This is a genomic window from Serratia sp. MMO-28 (assembly GCF_037199905.1).
Taxonomy (GTDB): Bacteria; Pseudomonadota; Gammaproteobacteria; order Enterobacterales; family Enterobacteriaceae; genus Chania; species Chania oryzae.
The window spans coordinates 163,838-181,059 of the sequence record NZ_JBBCVB010000001.1; the positions used below are offsets into that span (position 1 = coordinate 163,838).

Below are 17,222 nucleotides of genomic sequence, written 5' to 3' on the forward strand. Positions count from 1 at the left end.
TGACAAGGCCTGCTTTATTTCGGCTGTATCCCGATATTGTCATCAATGCGTTTGAGCATGTACGGGAAGAACGGGTTTGAAGATAAACGCATCAGCGAATCCAGCCCCACCACCAGCACGGCCCGTTCACCGCGTGCGGCGAAGGTTCCCAGGCTGATACCGTACTGATTACGCGGATCAGGATAACGCCCGTACAGTGAATCGCTCAACGGGAAGGGTAACGCAACGTGCGACAGTGAGAAGATATCCGGCAAGTAGGTGATCCCCAGCTTTTCGGTGGTTTCTGCGGTTTGCCCGGCTGCGGTGGTACGCGCCTCGGTATCGGTGGTTTCCGGTGTCACGTTAGTGACGATGGTCGCTTTGTAGTTACGCGGCGGTGCTGGTAACAACCTAGGCAGCGCGGTATAGGAAGACGTTCTGAGCAATGGCCCAAACGCAACCGCCTGATTTAAATCGAACAGCACGACTTCACTGCCGTTAGCAGGCAGATGATTATACAGCGCCGTAATCACCGCCCGGGTGCTGACCGTTGAATCCATCACTGACTGGAAGGTCAGAATCGGCGGTAACTCCGTCATCTTATTGTTACGTGAATCACTCGCGATCTGCTTTTGCAATTCCTGCGTCAACTGGAAAGACTGGCGTGCCGCGTTAACCGGGAATGAGTTGTATTTGAACGGGTTGAACTCGGGTACGATGCCCAACCAGGCCGCCTTGGCAAACGCCGGGAAGATGGCAGGCCAGCCGGCAATGCCGGCAAAACGGGCAAAGCTGGTCACGCCAATCATTGGGGAAATCAGCACCACGCGCTGAGGTTTTGCCAATGTGGCATCATCCAGCGTATCCAGCGTGTACTTCATCGCCAATGCGCCACCGTTTGAGAAACCGACGATGTGCAAAGGCACGTCATTGCCAGCGAGGCTTTTGGCTTCACGCACCGCCAGGCGGGTTGCGGCCAGCCAATCCTGCCATTCAACACTGGTCAATGCGCCCGGAACGGTTCCGTGTGCGGGCAAGCGAATACCGACTGCAACATAGCCTTGTTGGCGATAATTATCTGCAATGTGCCTCAGGCTGTAAGGGGTATCGGTCAATCCATGTAACAATACCACGGCACCTTTCGGTTTGCCTTCTGGCATCATCACGTATGAACGATTCCAATCGGTGGGGAATTTTTCGGGATAGATAGGGCTTCCGGCATAGTAGCGGTTCAACGGCGTTTGGGCGCTGCTGTCTAGCTTATCGGTAACGTTCAGCCGAACTTCTTCGAAAATCGCATTTTCTGCTTTCAAATAGTCAGCCCAACTGGCTTTATCGATCGCATCGGCACGCATTTCATGAGGGACAAAAGTATGCCAAAGCTGCAGTGCCGGACCTTGTTGAGTGTAATAAATACGCCCAATCAGTGCGCCGATGGTTAAAAGCAATACCATCAGTACAAGACGTTTAACCCATTTGATAAACATAGACCTTAACTCCGTTTTTTATTGTAATAACCGAGCCGGAAAACTCGCTATCATCCCGAAAAGTGTATTAATTTTTTTAGTATACGCTATCTCTTTGATAAGCCATTCTGCAATGAACGGCCTAAACAAAGGGATAACGTTTTAAACAACGCTTAGCGCGGTGATACGGTGACGGTGCGGCCGTTGGTGGCAATAGCAACGCGTTGTCCCGGATGGAACTGCGAGCTTCCCTGTGCCTGAACCACAATGATATTCGTACCGTCGTCACGACGAACTTCAAGCTCTACACCGTTGCTGCGATTCATTGCGCTCTGTACGTTCTGGCCGACTACGGCTCCACCAACGGCTCCCGCGCCCGTTGCCAGATTCCGTCCACGGCCACCGCCAACGGTATTGCCCAATAAACCGCCTACCACGGCCCCACCAACGGCACCCGCGACATTATTACCATCACCACCCTGAATAGTTACCGGTCGCACTGACACCAAGGTTCCGTAGGTGACAGTCTGGACCTGTCTGGCCTGCGCGGCAGTAAAAGTATCGCCGGAGGAGGTGTTATTAGCGGCACAACCACTAAGGGCTGCGACCATAACAGTAATAGCAATGATTGTTTTAGTCATATAAACCCCAAAAATGTGTCTAGTGAGTGTAAATCAGCGACGAAACCAACAGTCTCGTAGTTTGAAGTATGGCATGAACTTGATTTTATTCAGGTAGCGATGAGAAAAATTATGGCGGAAAGCCCAGCTGATGTCTCAGATAAGCGGTGCATTTTGCTATTTTACATTTAAATCAAAGCGTTGAGTTTCTAATGGCTTACGCCCAGAAAGAGACCGGGGGAGGTGTGCAAGGAGAGAACCGCAGTGGACGTTCTCTCCGCAGCGTTTTAAAGGCAATAAAAGTAAGAAGTTGCCATCAAATCAGGCTGCTTGCCAGCAGGCCGACGCTTAACGGCATCCACGGCCACCATGCATGCCTGCTCCCCCCATTCCCATGCGGTGCCCCATGGCCGGTACGCCCGCTTTTGCCAACTGCATGTCCAGTTCAACGCGCTGTTGGTAGAGATTGTCACGTAACGCGGAAATCTCTTTGCTTATCGCCAGAGCCTTTTGCTCATCAAGTGGTTTGCTGGTTAACAACGCCTGGTACTCGTATTGCTTCGACATCATCTGCTGCCGCAAATCGGCCGTTTTAAGTTGGAATGCCGCGAAAGCCTTCTGACTGGTTGCCTGCTGTTCTGGTGTCAGGCTGCTCATATAGCCTTGCTGATAGCCCATACCCCGCCCATTCATACCGTTTTGCGCCATGGCAAGATGACTGAAACCCGCCAGTGCGGCAAGGGAGAAGATGGCTGCAATGGTAGCTTTGTTCAGCGTCATGATTAATTTCCTTATGTCTGATACCAATAGATGAAATATCGCCAGGTGTTCCAACCTGTTAGTGCAACAGGCGTGCCATGATCAGATTGGCACGGTAATTGAATGAATCAACGATCGTTATTGATGGCCGTTTAATCCGCCAAGGCGCGTCAGGAAGGGAGTACAGGCTTTGAATAGGGCTAATGCAGCGGCAGGAATAAAAAATGATACAGGCAGAGTGGGGCTACGGGCTTGCCGAGACCCCGACAAAAAGTGGGTTATTTTTACTCGCAGGACTGATAGTGTGAGTAATAATTACCCGCACGCTAGCGCAAGCCAGAGTGAAGAGGATGCTAATGACGACGGAACTTAAAGAAAAACCGGGCTTATCTTCGGTGTTACTCGCCTGGCTCGTTATTGGCCCGGTGCTGCTGTTGATCGGTATCATCATCACGCTGGCGATAAAGGATTTGCAGAGCGGGCGAGAGGTTGAGATCCAGAGCCTGCGTGACAAAAGTGCGGTGCTGATCCGTTCGTTTGAATCCGGTGCCCGTACCAGTATGGGCATGCGCTGGCGTCAGGATCAGCGCCAGATCCTGCTGGAGGAGATGGCTTACCAACCGGGGGTGCTGTATCTCGCGATAACCGATCGTTCAGGCAAGATCCTGGCTCATAGCGATCCGATGCGGGTTGGCAGCCAGTTGTATACCGCACAACAGATAGAGGCGTTGCAAGCAACGGGCGCAGAGCAGTGGCATATGACTTCTTTTGTTGATCAACAACATAACCGCCATAATGCCTTTGAAGCTTATCGTTTTTTTAAGCCATTGAAACGTGGGAATGGCCACGGCGGCCATATGATGAATATGCATCGCGCGGCAGAGACGCCAGCGCTCGATAACCAGGACGAAGAACAAACCCTCATCTTTGTGGCTTTCGACACCTTGGCGCTGGACGCCGCTCAGGCGAAAGAAATCCGTAACACGTCAATCTTACTGTTCATTCTGCTGTTGCTCGCTTTGACCAGCCTGCTGGCATTGTTCTGGGCGCGGCGCTACCGGCGCTCCCGCCGTCAACTGCAAGATGAAATCCGCCGGAAAGAAAAACTGGCGGCTATTGGGGATCTGGCTGCGGGCCTGGCGCATGAAATCCGCAATCCGCTCTCGTCGATCAAAGGGTTTGCCAAATATTTTGAAGGGCGTTCGCCACAGGGCAGCGAAGAGCAGGCGTTGGCTAAGGTGATGGCGAAGGAGGTTGATCGCCTGAATCGCGTGATTAGCGAATTGCTGGCCTTGGTGCGCCCGGTGGATTTGCGGCTGCAGCAGGTGGATATCAACGACGTGATCGAGCACTCGCTGCATCTGATTCGCCAGGATGCGGAGAGTAAAAACGTCACTATCCACTATTGCCGCGATAACGCCTTGCCGCTGGTTGAAATCGATCCGGATCGCCTCACTCAGGCATTGCTGAATCTCTATCTGAATGCCATTCAGGCGATCGGTGCCGACGGCTCGCTCGCTGTCCGCGTTGAGCTGGTGGGGGAAGAGCGGTTAGGCATCAACGTTACAGATTCCGGTAAAGGCATCAATCCAGACGATCTGGCGAAGATTTTTAACCCGTACTTCACCACCAAAGCCACGGGGACTGGCCTGGGGCTGACCATCGTGCAGAAAGTGATTGAGGAACATCAAGGTAGCATCTCCGTCGCCAGCCATGTGCCGTCGGGCACCCGTTTTACGCTGGCGATTCCAGTGCGACAGAAAAAACCGGAGGCTCCTGAACATGGTGACGCCTAGCGCGCATATTTTGGTGGTCGATGACGATCTGAGTCATTGCACCATTCTGCAGGCCCTGATGAAAGGGTGGGGGTATCGGGTCACGCTGGCACACAACGGTTTGGCGGCGGTTGAGCAGGCCAGGAGCGTGCCGTTTGACCTGATTCTGACCGATGTCCGCATGGCAGAAATGGATGGCATTGAAGCGCTCAAGGCGATCAAAACCTACAATCCGGCGATTCCGATCCTGATTATGACCGCTTACTCGAACGTTGAGTCGGCGGTTGAGGCGATAAAATCGGGGGCTTATGATTACCTGACCAAACCGTTGGATTTCGACATATTACAGCTTACCCTCGAACGGGCGCTGGAGCATACCTCTCTGAAGTCTGAGAATAAAACCCTCAAGCAACAGCTGTTGGCGGATAACCGTAACATGATTGGCCGCAGTGCGCCGATGCGCCGCCTGATGGAGATGATCGCCATGATCGCGCCTTCGGAAGCGACGGTGTTGATCTGTGGTGAGTCGGGCACGGGCAAAGAGTTGATTGCTCGGGCTGTACATGCCAACAGCCAGCGTAAGGAGCGGCCATTGGTGAGCATTAACTGCGCGGCGTTGAGTGAGTCATTGCTGGAGTCCGAGCTGTTTGGCCACGAAAAAGGGGCGTTTACCGGCGCCGACAAGCGCCGCGAAGGGCGTTTTATGGAGGCGAATCAAGGCACGCTGTTTCTGGATGAGATTGGTGAAGTTTCACCGCTGATGCAGGCGAAATTACTGCGGGCGATTCAGGAGCGGGAAATTCAGCGCGTAGGTAGCAACCAAACCTTGTCTGTGGATGTGCGGTTGATTGCGGCCACTAATCGGGATCTGCTGGCCGAAGTGGAGGCGGGCAGGTTCCGCCAGGATCTTTACTATCGCTTAAACGTGGTAACGGTAGACAGCCCAGCGCTGCGTGAACGCCGCGAAGATATCCCGTTATTGGCGATGCACTTCCTGGAAAAGTTTGCCGAACGTAACCGCAAGTCGGTCAAAGGTTTTACGCCGCAGGCGATGGATATGCTGCTGAAATATCACTGGCCTGGCAACGTGCGTGAGCTGGAAAATACCGTCGAACGTGGCGTTATTCTGCTGACCGGCGATTTTATCAGTGAAAAAGATCTGCCGTTGAGCATGAGTTCGCTTGCTGATGAACAGCATGAGAGTGGTTTGGAAAACTCTATTCAACCGCTGGAACTGGTGGAGAAAAATGCGATCCTCGCCGCGTTGAAAAAAACCGCTGGCAACAAAACCGAGGCCGCGAAGCAGCTGGGCATTACCCGCAAAACGTTGTTGGCCAAGCTGCAGAAATAACCTTTTGGAGGGGAAATGTGATGAAAATCAGGCACAGCGGCCGAGTTCAGCCGCTGCGCCCATGTTATCTAACCATCAAGATCAGGAGAGAAACTCTACTTTACCGCCAGCCAGGTGATACATACTGCCGACGATTTTGATCTTCCCTTCTTCTTCCAGTTTTTTCAGTACTGGGCTGTTTTTACGGATATCGTCGATCGTCATGGCAACGTTGGTCTTGGCTACCGCATCCACAAAGGCATCATTTTTACCGGAACGATCTCCTGAATACACGGTTTTGTCGATAGCAGGTTTGATCTTGTTGAGTAGCCCGGTCAGGTTGCCCAGTTCGGCATTATCAATGGCTCCCTTGACCGCACCGCAGGCCGTATGCCCCATCACCAGCACCACTTTGGCACCGGCAACGGCACAGGCGAACTCCATACTGCCCAGAATATCGTCGTTCTGGATGTTACCCGCAACGCGGGCGTTAAAGGTTTCACCAATGCCGACATCCAGCAGGATCTCTGCCGGAGCACGCGAGTCAATGCAGCTTAAAATAACCGCTGCCGGGAATTGCCCGTGTTGGCTGGCCTGTTTCTGAGCCACATAGTCGTGTTGCTGCATCTTGCCTTCGCGGAATCTCATGTTGCCTTGTTTAAAGCTTGCGATGATGTCATCCGGCGTCATTTTATCGCGCTGTTCTTTGGTCATTGCCGCAGCAAAAGCAACGGAAGGTGCGGTAAAACCGGCAATACCGGTCACGGCAAGCACGGAAAGGGCGGCGGTGCGCTTTAATAGAGCCCGGCGCGCGGGTTCTTTGGCGGGAAGCTTACTCATAACGTTATTCCTCTTTGTTATTCACTAGTACAACACTGCGGCTATGGATTTACACCAATACAACCAGGTCAGGACGGCGGCTTGGCATTTTGTGGTTAGGCCGATCTCACCTGCAGAGACGTAAGCATTATAAGTGTATATGCCCCCTCACTTTTCGTTGGGGTATTTTGCCGTTATCGGGCAAGTGAATATGTGCCATATTCCTGTTTGTTCACACCGGACAATGTCTTAACATAGCAACCACTCTTAATTGCCCGGCTATATGGATATCCGATGCGCCACTTGGTCACCCTTTTACCGTTGCTCCCTTTCCTTGCGGCTTGCAGCAGTGAGCCTGCCCCCACAGAACAAGCTGTTCCTCAGGCCAACCTGCTTCAGAGTGGTTTTCAGCTTGAGCCAGAACATGCTATCCATCCGCTGAGCGGAGATTTTGCCGATAACCCGGCAACGGCTCGCTTTATCGATAAAATGGCGCAAGAGCACGGCTTTGAACGCCAGCAATTGCATGACGTACTGGCGCAGGCGCAACGGTTGGATTGGGTGGTGCGCCTGATGGATAAACAGGCACCGGCGGGCAAGCCTTCATCAACCCCGAATGGGGCCTGGATCCGTTATCGCAGCAAGTTCCTTACCCCCGACAATGTGCAAAACGGTGTGGCGTTCTGGAATAAGTATGACGAAGCGTTGCAGCGTGCCTGGCAGGTTTATGGGGTGCCGCCAGAGATCATTGTTGGCATTATCGGGGTAGAAACCCGCTGGGGCCGGGTGATGGGCAAAACGCGCATCATTGATGCTTTAGCGACGCTGTCGTTTGAGTATCCGCGCCGTGCAGAATTCTTTAGCGGTGAATTGGAAACGTTCCTGCTGATGGCTCGCGCGGAAGGTGATGATCCATTGTCACTGCGCGGTTCTTACGCCGGTGCCATGGGATACGGCCAGTTTATGCCTTCATCATTTAAAAACTACGCGGTTGATTTTAATGGTGATGGCCACGTCAACCTGTGGGATCCGGTTGATGCCATCGGCAGCGTTGCCAACTATTTTAAAGCCCATGGCTGGACCCGGGGAGCCACCGTCGCGATCCCGGCCAATGGCCAGGCACCCGGTCTGGAAACGGGGTTTAAAACCAACTACGCCATCAGTTCGCTGGCTGCGGCAGGTTTAACGCCGCAAGGCTCATTGGCAGGTTATCAGCAAGCCAGCCTGCTGCGCCTGGATATGGGCAACCGCTATCAGTATTGGTACGGGCTACCCAATTTCTACACGATCACCCGCTACAACCACAGCGTGCACTACGCTATGGCGGTTTGGCAGTTGGGTGAAGCGGTCGGCAGGGCGCGACGCGGGCAGTGATTGCCAGAAACCGGCACCGAGGAGATGCCGGTTGGATGAGAGATTGGGTCAGCAATGGCTCAATCTCTCGGCGTTTACAGCATGGTATAGGCTTTTTTTAACCCGGTCTCTTCTTCAGGATCCGCGCCTTGCGTAGGGTGCGAGGTTTCCATCTCTGGTGATTCTGCAACCTGATCGGGGGCCGCTTCCGGCGCGGGCATGGTGTCGTGAATAATCTGCTCATCAAACGTTGGATTCAACGCCGGCGAAAGGGGGGAACTGGTCAGGCTGTCCGGTATGGCAATATGGGGCACGGGCGCATCCGGTACAAACTGCGATTTATCTTCCTTCACCGTTCTGCTGCAGGCAACAATCAGCACTCCACAGAGTGCAAAAAACGCATACAGAATATTCCCCCCCAGTGGCTGGATCAGTGCGCCGACGGCCAGCGGGCCGATACTGGCCCCCACGCCAAACGCCATCAGTAAACAGGCTGCCAGCGAGACGCGGCGTTCCGGTGCAATCAGATCGTTAGCCAGCGCCACTGCCAGCGGATACAGCGTGAATTGCAGCATACTGACGATAAAACCCACCGCCAGCAGGAATGGGAAACCGATATGCGGCAACAGCGCCAAAGGCAGCGAGGCGATAATCAACAGGATCGCATTAATTTGCATTAGCAGAGTGCGGTTGTAACGATCGGACAGCCAGCTCAGCGGGAACTGTGCCACCAGCCCGGCAAAGATGGCGATCGCCATAAACAGGCCGGTTTGCTGCGTCGTCAGGGCCTGCTGGCTGGCGTAAACCGGTGCCAAACCATAGAAAGAACCTACGACCATGCCGATCACCAGCGTGCTGGCCAGCACTTTGGGAATGGCCCTGACAAAATAGCGCAGTTCCATGGGGGCTGGTGACATATGGCGGGCATTGGTGCGGGTCGTCAGGGCGATCGGTACCAGGCACAGGGCAAAACACAGGGCGATCAGCAACAGTGTGGTGATGCCGAGATCGCTTTGCAGCATCAGGACGACCTGTCCCAGCGACATACCGAGATATGAAGCCGCCATGTAAAAACCGAATACTCTGCCGCGCTGATTGGATTCAGACTGATCGTTCAGCCAGCTTTCCAGCACCATGTACTGACACATCATGCACAGGCCGATAATCAGCCGCAGCACCACCCAGAGCGGGATGTACTCCGTTAAGCCGTGGCCAAGTACCGCTGCGGTGATAATCCCGGCACAGGAAACATAGGCGCGGATATGGCCGACACGGGCGATCAGAAAGTGCCCCACTTTGCCGCCGATCACCAGGCCAATATAATTGGCGGCGATAATGGCCCCAATCAAGGTTCCGCTGATGTTGATCGAGGTAAGACGCAGGGAGATGTAAGTGGTGAGTAACCCTGAACCTAGCAGCATCAGTAGGGTTGTGGTGTACAACGGAAAGAATACGCCTAACGTTTTTCTCACTCGGCCTTCCTGTTTTCATGGTTTAAATTCATGTCTGAACAAGCCAGCGTGTTGTAACCCCATAGCAAAAGCCGTGCAGCAATCTGGGCATTGCCTGCGATACTAGCAGTTTGAACGGCCGCTTAAAACGGCATCAACCTGCGAAACCCCGCGCATTTCCACCATGACGCCGTCAGCGATGCTTGATAAATGCTACTATCGGGCCCACATAGCTTGATTCACAAAAGGAGTGATCATGAGTGAGAGTACACTGCGTCAGCTCAGCATTGCCGTTGGGCATAAACTGTTGGCCCGTGGCCAGTGGATCACCTGTGCAGAGTCTTGTACCGGCGGCGGGATTGCCAAAGCCATTACCGACATTGCGGGGAGTTCAGCCTATTTTGATCGCGGTTTTGTCACCTATAGCAATGCGGCAAAGCATGAACTGTTGGGGGTGGCGGAAACGACCTTGATGGCGCACGGTGCGGTGAGTGAGGCGGTGGTGTGTGAAATGGCACAGGGCGCACTGCAGGCCGCCAGGGCCGATCTGGCGCTGGCGGTCAGTGGTATCGCCGGCCCTGATGGCGGCAGTGCCGAAAAGCCTGTCGGTACCGTCTGGTTTGGTTTTGCCGAGCGTTCTGGCCGCGTGCTGGCGCGTAAAATGCACTTTACCGGCGATCGTGATGCGGTGCGGCTGCAGGCAACGATTTTTGCGTTGCAAACGGCGCTGGATGAATTTTTATAAAATTAGTCTTGATACTGTATGACCATACAGTATAATTAGCAGCATTTCCTGCACAACATACATTCAGTGGCAGTGTGGGGTCACACCGGCATTGCAAAACGAAGGAGCAAACATGGCTATTGATGAGAACAAGCAAAAGGCGTTAGCTGCGGCACTGGGCCAGATTGAGAAGCAATTCGGCAAAGGCTCCATCATGCGTCTGGGTGAAGACCGTTCCATGGACGTAGAAACGATCTCCACGGGCTCGCTGTCACTGGATATCGCCTTGGGTGCGGGCGGTCTGCCAATGGGCCGTATTGTTGAGATTTATGGCCCTGAATCCTCGGGTAAAACTACCCTGACCCTGCAGGTTATCGCTTCTGCTCAGCGCGAAGGTAAAACCTGTGCGTTTATTGACGCCGAACACGCGTTGGATCCTATCTATGCCAAGAAGCTCGGCGTTGATATCGACAACCTGCTGTGTTCTCAACCGGATACCGGTGAGCAGGCGTTGGAGATTTGTGACGCGCTGACCCGTTCCGGTGCAGTTGATGTGATCATCGTTGACTCCGTTGCGGCCTTGACGCCAAAAGCAGAAATCGAAGGTGAAATCGGTGACTCACACATGGGCCTCGCGGCACGTATGATGAGCCAGGCAATGCGTAAGCTGGCCGGTAACCTGAAAAACGCCAACACGTTGCTGATCTTCATCAACCAGATCCGTATGAAAATCGGTGTGATGTTCGGTAACCCGGAAACCACGACCGGTGGTAACGCGCTGAAGTTCTACGCATCTGTCCGCCTGGACATCCGCCGTATTGGTGCGATCAAAGAAGGTGATGAAGTCATTGGCAGCGAAACCCGTGTGAAAGTGGTGAAAAACAAGATTGCAGCACCCTTTAAGCAGGCTGAGTTCCAGATTCTGTATGGTGAAGGCATCAACAGCCGTGGCGAATTGGTAGACTTGGGCGTGAAGCACAAGATGATCGAAAAAGCCGGTGCATGGTACAGCTACAACGGTGAGAAGATCGGCCAGGGCAAATCAAACGCGTGCAACTTCCTGAAAGAGAACCCGGCGGTTGCCGCCGAGTTGGATAAAAAGCTGCGCGATCTGTTGCTGCACAGCAATGGCGAACTGGTTGCCACCGCTGCCGAAGACTTAGATGATAACGAAGCAGAAACCAGCGAAGAGTTTTAATCTTTGTTGGTAAGCATGCGCACCCTTGGCGGTGCGCCTGTTGAGCACTAAGGTTGTACGGTATGAATGATGCGGTTTCCCCGCCCTTGCGTAACGAACAGAATGCGTTGATAAGCCGCGCGATGCGCTTATTGTCTCAACGCGATCATAGTGAAGCTGAACTGCGCCGCAAACTTGCGGCGCAGCCGTTTGTGGCGAATGCCCGATTCGGTTCGCAATCCTCTCACAATCCCCCCGAAGAACCCGTTAACCCCGCAGTTATTGAGCAAGTGATCGCCTACTGTTACCAACATCACTGGCTGGATGACCAACGTTTTGCCAATAGCTTTATCGCCGGGCGGAGCCGTAAAGGTTATGGTGCCCAGCGTATACGCTCTGAACTGATGCAGAAAGGCGTAGAAAAAGAGATTGTGCAGGCGGCATTGGCTGCGTGCGACATCGATTGGTGTGAGCAGGCGAAGCAGATTGCACAGCGTAAATTTGGCGATCCATTGCCGGTAGAATGGAAAGATAAAGCCAAAGTGCAGCGTTATTTGCTCTATCGGGGCTTCTTCCAGGAAGAAATTCAGTCTATTTACCGTGATTTTGCGCAATGAGCGCACACGGTGTTTTACTTCCCTCTGAAGAAAATTTATCTTATTCACACTTTTTGTTCGTGAGCGAGATGATATCGCCAGGATGTCGTGCTTCTTGCTCACGTGTCGTTATTCTAGCCTTTCCAGGAAAATTATGAGCAAGAGCACCGCTGAGATCCGTCAAGCGTTTCTCGATTTCTTTCATAGTAAAGGTCATCAGGTCGTAGCAAGCAGCTCTCTGGTGCCTAACAATGACCCGACATTGCTGTTTACCAATGCCGGTATGAACCAATTTAAGGACGTTTTCCTGGGGCTGGATAAGCGAGCCTATTCCCGTGCTACCACTTCGCAGCGTTGCGTACGTGCCGGTGGTAAGCACAACGACTTGGAAAACGTAGGCTATACCGCACGTCACCACACCTTTTTTGAGATGCTGGGTAACTTCAGCTTCGGTGACTATTTCAAGCATGATGCTATCAGCTATGCCTGGGAACTGTTGACCGGTGAAAACTGGTTCAATCTGCCAAAAGAGAAGCTGTGGGTTACCGTATACGAGACTGATGACGAAGCTTTCGACATCTGGCAAAAGCAGATCGGTGTTCCGGCTGAGCGCATTATCCGTATCGGTGACAACAAAGGCGCGGCCTTTGCTTCTGATAACTTCTGGCAGATGGGTGATACCGGTCCTTGTGGTCCATGCACTGAGATTTTCTACGATCATGGCGATCATATCTGGGGGGGCCCGCCAGGCAGCCCAGAAGAAGATGGTGATCGCTATATTGAGATCTGGAACATCGTGTTCATGCAGTTCAACCGCCAGTCCGACGGCACTATGCAGCCATTGCCGAAACCTTCGGTGGATACCGGCATGGGCCTGGAGCGTATTGCCGCAGTCCTGCAGCATGTGAACTCCAACTATGATATCGATCTGTTCCGCACTCTGATTGCCGCCGTTGCTGACGTGACCGGCGCCACCGATCTGAATAACAAATCGCTGCGCGTTATCGCCGATCATATTCGTTCGTGCGCATTCCTGATCTCTGATGGTGTCATCCCTTCGAATGAAAACCGGGGTTACGTTCTGCGCCGTATCATTCGCCGCGCGATTCGCCATGGCAATATGCTGGGTGCGAAAGATACTTTCTTCTACAAGCTGGTTGCGCCATTGATTGAAGTGATGGGCTCGGCAGCCGATGAGCTGAAGCGCCAGCAAGCGTTGGTCGAGCAGGTGCTGAAAACCGAAGAGGAGCAGTTTGCTCGCACGCTGGAGCGTGGTTTGGCCCTGCTGGACGATGAGTTAGCTCAGTTACAGGGCGATACCTTGGATGGTGAAACGGCATTCCGCTTGTACGATACCTACGGTTTCCCGGTTGACCTGACGGCTGATGTTTGTCGTGAACGTGGCTTGAAGGTTGATGAGGCTGGCTTTGAGCAGGCCATGGAAGCGCAACGCCGCCGTGCGCGTGAGTCCAGCGGTTTTGGCGCTGACTACAACAGTATGATCCGCGTTGAAGGTGCCAGCCAGTTCAATGGCTACGATCGCGACGAGCAACAGGCGAAGGTGGTGGCCTTGTTCCGCGACGGCCAGCCAGTAGAGGCGATCCAGGCGGGTGAAGAGGCCGTTGTGGTCTTGGATGAAACGCCATTCTATGCCGAGTCGGGTGGTCAGGTCGGTGATAAAGGTATATTGAAAACTGCCGATATTGAGTTTGTGGTCAGTGACACCCAGAAGTATGGTCAGGCGATCGGTCATCAGGGCAAACTGGCAACCGGCACGCTGAAGCTGAACGACCGTGTTGATGCGATGATTGATAGTGCCCGCCGCGATCGAATTCGCCTGAACCACTCGGCAACCCACCTGCTGCATGCGGCGCTGCGTCAGACGTTGGGCGATCATGTCGCACAGAAAGGTTCGTTGGTGAATGACAAGTATCTGCGTTTCGATTTCTCGCATTTTGAAGCGATGAAACCTGAGCAGATCCGTGTTGTTGAGGATTTGGTCAACCAGCAGGTTCGACGTAATCTGGTGGTGCAGACTGACGTTATGGCGCTCGACGATGCCAAAGAAAAGGGTGCGATGGCACTGTTTGGCGAAAAGTATGATGACAATGTGCGTGTGTTAAGCATGGGAGATTTCTCCACCGAACTCTGTGGTGGGACGCATGCCAGCCGTACCGGGGACATCGGTCTGTTCCGCATTCAGAGTGAGTCGGGTACGGCTGCCGGTATTCGCCGTATTGAGGCTGTGACCGGTGAAGGGGCGATTGCGACCCTGCATCAGCAAAATGACCTGTTGCAAGAGGTTGCGCACCTGGTGAAAGGTGACAGCAATACCCTGACCGATAAAGTCCGGGCGGTGCTCGATCGTACCCGCGCACTGGAAAAAGAGTTACAACAGTTGAAGGATCAGCAGGCTGCGCTGGAAAGTGCTTCTCTGTCGAGCAAAGCAAAACGGGTCAACGGCGTTAAACTGTTGGTCAGCCAGTTGGATAACGTGGAGCCGAAAATGTTGCGTACCATGGTTGATGATCTTAAAAATCAACTGGGTTCTGCAGTGATTGTTCTGGCCACGGCAGAAGAAGGAAAAGTCAGTCTGATTGTTGGCGTTACTAAAGATCTCACCGACCGGGTGAAGGCCGGGGAGTTGATTGGTAACATCGCGCAGCAGGTTGGCGGCAAGGGCGGTGGCCGCCCTGATATGGCGCAGGCTGGAGGGAGTGACGTCAGTGCTCTACCAGCGGCGTTAGAGAGTGTCGAAGCCTGGGTGGCCTCGAGGCTGTAAATATAAATATATAGGCACGTGATAACGCCATAATACTTTGTAAATTATGGCGTTATTATTCGATGCCAACACAATGTAGTGATAATTACGGGAACAAAGTTTCTCAGGTCGGCTAAACTTATCATAATCTGGAGTGACACTAAGTCTACTTACATTTATTGTGGGTTCTATGGCTTACGTTTTCACTGCATATGATGGATAATGTCGGGGAAACTGAGAGACCCGACTCTTTTAATCTTTCAAGGAGCAAAGAATGTTAATTCTGACTCGTCGAGTTGGTGAGACCCTCATGATTGGCGATGAGGTCACGGTCACAGTGCTGGGGGTTAAAGGCAACCAAGTTCGTATTGGTGTGAATGCTCCCAAAGAGGTGTCTGTACACCGCGAAGAAATCTATCAGCGCATCCAGGCCGAGAAGTCTCAGCAGACGACTTACTGATTTCTGAGTAGCGTCTCGTCTTATTGCGAGACGCTCTTACCACGCCCGTTATTTTCTCCCCGAACCTTCCTGCGTTTCTGCCAATGTTTTTTTCCTTGCCCACAGATTTCAGCGGTATCTATCGTTGCGTTTGTCTGTTGATAAAACACTCTTTTTGTCGTGAAATCACGCATGTTGCCTGTGATTTGTGCAAACGCGCATGAGTTGGGAAAAATTGTTTGACTTATAAGTCGGGGAAAGTAATATGTGCGCCACGCAGTGCCGATGAGCTTCTCTAAAGCAAGTTAGGCACAATTCGCAAGAAGCGTATGGTGAGGTGGCCGAGAGGCTGAAGGCGCTCCCCTGCTAAGGGAGTATGCGGTCAAAAGCTGCATCCGGGGTTCGAATCCCCGCCTCACCGCCATTTGCATCCATAGCTCAGCTGGATAGAGTACTCGGCTACGAACCGAGCGGTCGGAGGTTCGAATCCTCCTGGATGCACCATATTTAGCCATATGGTAAAGCGATTGAAGTTATACCATAAGGTATCAGAAAGAATTCCTGTGCATCCATAGCTCAGCTGGATAGAGTACTCGGCTACGAACCGAGCGGTCGGAGGTTCGAATCCTCCTGGATGCACCATTCTTCAAGTGAAGTTTCACGGAATGAAACAAATTCGCAGTAAAAAGTCAGATTGCATCCATAGCTCAGCTGGATAGAGTACTCGGCTACGAACCGAGCGGTCGGAGGTTCGAATCCTCCTGGATGCACCATCTAAGAAAAACCCGCTTTGGCGGGTTTTTCGCTTTCTGCTCCTCATCGTTTCCGTTCCGCACTTTCCATCATGTTCAAGCAGCGACAACCATTCAGCTTTACGCTAAAGTGGTTTTCTTTCTTCAACGAGCATGGAGTCATGATGTACGATCGCTACCAGGGTCTGATCTTCGACATGGATGGCACGATTCTGGATACCGAATCGACGCATCGCAAGGCGTGGCATGCAGTGTTGGCGCGCTATGGCATGACGTTTGATGAGGCTGCGATGGTGGCATTGAATGGTTCACCTACTTGGCATATTGCTCAGGCCATCATTGTGGCGCATCAGGCCGATCTCGATCCCCATCACCTTGCAGCAGAGAAAACCCGAGCGGTAGAAGCCATGCTGCTGGAGAGCGTGCGCCCATTGCCGTTGATCGAGGTGGTCAAATCCTATCATGGCCGCCGTCCGATGGCGGTGGGTACCGGTAGCGAACACCGTATGGCGGAGATGTTGTTGCGTCATTTAGGGCTGTTTAACTGTTTTGATGCCATTGTCGGTGCTGACGATGTGCAGCGTCACAAGCCGGAGCCAGATACGTTTCTGCGTTGCGCTGAGTTGATTGGCGTGCCGCCAGAGCAGTGTGTGGTATTTGAAGATGCCGATTTTGGTATTCAGGCTGCAAAGCGTGCCAATATGGCCGTGGTAGACGTCCGTACATTGTGAGTAGTACGCTGGCTATCATGTCATTGTTTGGCAGCAGCTTTCTCAGTGCGACGCTGTTGCCTGGCAATTCCGAGATTCTGTTGGTGGCTTTGCTGACCAACAGCAGTGTTTCACCAAGTCTATTGGTGCTGGTGGCCACCTTAGGTAATACCCTGGGTGGATTGACCAACGTTATTATTGGGCGCCTATTACCGGCGTTGAAGCCGCAGCGGGGGTTGGAAACGGCGCTCGGTTGGTTAAAACGCTTTGGTCCGGCTGCGCTGCTGCTCAGTTGGGTGCCGGTAGTGGGCGATTTGTTGTGCGTGTTGGCAGGCTGGCTGCGCATGCCATGGGGCTCTGTTACGCTATTTCTGTGTGTTGGAAAAGCGTTGCGTTACATCATATTAACTATGATTACGCTACAGGGAATCGCCTGGTGGCATTAGCCAAGTGAATATCACTCAATATTCCCTTGGTGGCAGATTCAGTATGCTGACAAGTTATCGTTTTT

At 52.9% G+C, this 17,222-nt stretch carries 15 protein-coding genes and 4 tRNA genes; 14 read left to right on the plus strand and 5 right to left on the minus strand.

Annotated features, from left to right (window positions below):
* Positions 1 to 14: 14 nt before the first annotated feature.
* The 3 genes from WG891_RS00705 to WG891_RS00715 form a co-directional block, all read right to left on the minus strand.
* Positions 15 to 1,466: an alpha/beta hydrolase gene (locus WG891_RS00705; protein ID WP_337261209.1), complete on the minus strand. Its 1,452-nt coding sequence runs from the start codon at positions 1,464 to 1,466 to the stop codon at positions 15 to 17.
* Positions 1,467 to 1,618: 152 nt separating this feature from the next.
* Positions 1,619 to 2,086 carry a glycine zipper 2TM domain-containing protein gene (locus WG891_RS00710; protein WP_337261210.1) on the minus strand — a complete coding sequence of 156 codons (468 nt, stop codon included), beginning with the start codon at positions 2,084 to 2,086 and terminating at the stop codon, positions 1,619 to 1,621.
* Positions 2,087 to 2,413: 327 nt separating this feature from the next.
* Entirely contained in the window at positions 2,414 to 2,845 is a 432-nt protein-coding gene (locus WG891_RS00715) for a periplasmic heavy metal sensor (RefSeq protein ID WP_337261211.1), read from the minus strand.
* A gap of 335 nt (positions 2,846 to 3,180) precedes the next feature.
* Between WG891_RS00715 and zraS the strand changes: the two genes are divergently transcribed.
* On the plus strand, positions 3,181 to 4,620 hold the full coding sequence (gene zraS / locus WG891_RS00720; RefSeq protein WP_337261212.1) for a two-component system sensor histidine kinase ZraS: 1,440 nt from the start codon (positions 3,181 to 3,183) through the stop codon (positions 4,618 to 4,620).
* On the plus strand, positions 4,607 to 5,950 hold the full coding sequence (locus tag WG891_RS00725) for a sigma 54-interacting transcriptional regulator (RefSeq protein ID WP_337261213.1): 1,344 nt from the start codon (positions 4,607 to 4,609) through the stop codon (positions 5,948 to 5,950). The genes zraS and WG891_RS00725 overlap by 14 nt, the downstream gene beginning before the upstream one ends.
* Before the next feature lie 81 nt (positions 5,951 to 6,031).
* Here WG891_RS00725 and WG891_RS00730 read toward each other — a convergent pair whose 3' ends face one another.
* On the minus strand, positions 6,032 to 6,769 hold the full coding sequence (locus tag WG891_RS00730) for a carbonic anhydrase (RefSeq protein ID WP_337261214.1): 738 nt from the start codon (positions 6,767 to 6,769) through the stop codon (positions 6,032 to 6,034).
* A gap of 273 nt (positions 6,770 to 7,042) precedes the next feature.
* Between WG891_RS00730 and mltB the strand changes: the two genes are divergently transcribed.
* Entirely contained in the window at positions 7,043 to 8,122 is a 1,080-nt protein-coding gene (gene mltB / locus WG891_RS00735) for a lytic murein transglycosylase B (RefSeq protein WP_337261215.1), read from the plus strand.
* A 74-nt stretch (positions 8,123 to 8,196) separates the two neighbouring features.
* Here mltB and WG891_RS00740 read toward each other — a convergent pair whose 3' ends face one another.
* Positions 8,197 to 9,573 carry an MFS transporter gene (locus WG891_RS00740; RefSeq protein WP_337261216.1) on the minus strand — a complete coding sequence of 459 codons (1,377 nt, stop codon included), beginning with the start codon at positions 9,571 to 9,573 and terminating at the stop codon, positions 8,197 to 8,199.
* A 235-nt stretch (positions 9,574 to 9,808) separates the two neighbouring features.
* Here WG891_RS00740 and pncC point away from each other — a divergent pair, with 235 nt between their 5' ends.
* From pncC to WG891_RS00795, 11 genes are all read left to right on the plus strand, one after another.
* Positions 9,809 to 10,297: a nicotinamide-nucleotide amidase gene (gene pncC / locus WG891_RS00745; protein ID WP_337261217.1), complete on the plus strand. Its 489-nt coding sequence runs from the start codon at positions 9,809 to 9,811 to the stop codon at positions 10,295 to 10,297.
* Between the two features lie 112 nt (positions 10,298 to 10,409).
* On the plus strand, positions 10,410 to 11,474 hold the full coding sequence (recA, locus tag WG891_RS00750) for a recombinase RecA (RefSeq protein ID WP_076942431.1): 1,065 nt from the start codon (positions 10,410 to 10,412) through the stop codon (positions 11,472 to 11,474).
* A 62-nt stretch (positions 11,475 to 11,536) separates the two neighbouring features.
* Complete coding sequence (gene recX / locus WG891_RS00755; RefSeq protein WP_076942430.1) at positions 11,537 to 12,070, plus strand: recombination regulator RecX; 534 nt, start codon at positions 11,537 to 11,539, stop codon at positions 12,068 to 12,070.
* A 133-nt stretch (positions 12,071 to 12,203) separates the two neighbouring features.
* Entirely contained in the window at positions 12,204 to 14,831 is a 2,628-nt protein-coding gene (gene alaS / locus WG891_RS00760) for an alanine--tRNA ligase (protein ID WP_337261218.1), read from the plus strand.
* 253 nt (positions 14,832 to 15,084) lie between these two features.
* Positions 15,085 to 15,270: a carbon storage regulator CsrA gene (gene csrA, locus WG891_RS00765; protein ID WP_004091602.1), complete on the plus strand. Its 186-nt coding sequence runs from the start codon at positions 15,085 to 15,087 to the stop codon at positions 15,268 to 15,270.
* 310 nt (positions 15,271 to 15,580) lie between these two features.
* Positions 15,581 to 15,673, plus strand: a tRNA-Ser gene (locus tag WG891_RS00770).
* A gap of 3 nt (positions 15,674 to 15,676) precedes the next feature.
* Positions 15,677 to 15,753, plus strand: a tRNA-Arg gene (locus WG891_RS00775).
* Between the two features lie 61 nt (positions 15,754 to 15,814).
* Positions 15,815 to 15,891: transfer RNA gene (locus WG891_RS00780), tRNA-Arg, on the plus strand.
* 54 nt (positions 15,892 to 15,945) lie between these two features.
* A tRNA-Arg gene (locus WG891_RS00785) sits at positions 15,946 to 16,022 on the plus strand.
* Positions 16,023 to 16,165: 143 nt separating this feature from the next.
* Positions 16,166 to 16,732: a fructose-1-phosphate/6-phosphogluconate phosphatase gene (gene yqaB, locus WG891_RS00790; RefSeq protein WP_076942428.1), complete on the plus strand. Its 567-nt coding sequence runs from the start codon at positions 16,166 to 16,168 to the stop codon at positions 16,730 to 16,732.
* Positions 16,729 to 17,157 carry a YqaA family protein gene (locus WG891_RS00795; RefSeq protein ID WP_337261219.1) on the plus strand — a complete coding sequence of 143 codons (429 nt, stop codon included), beginning with the start codon at positions 16,729 to 16,731 and terminating at the stop codon, positions 17,155 to 17,157. Before yqaB ends, WG891_RS00795 begins: the two co-directional genes overlap by 4 nt.
* Positions 17,158 to 17,222: the final 65 nt, after the last annotated feature.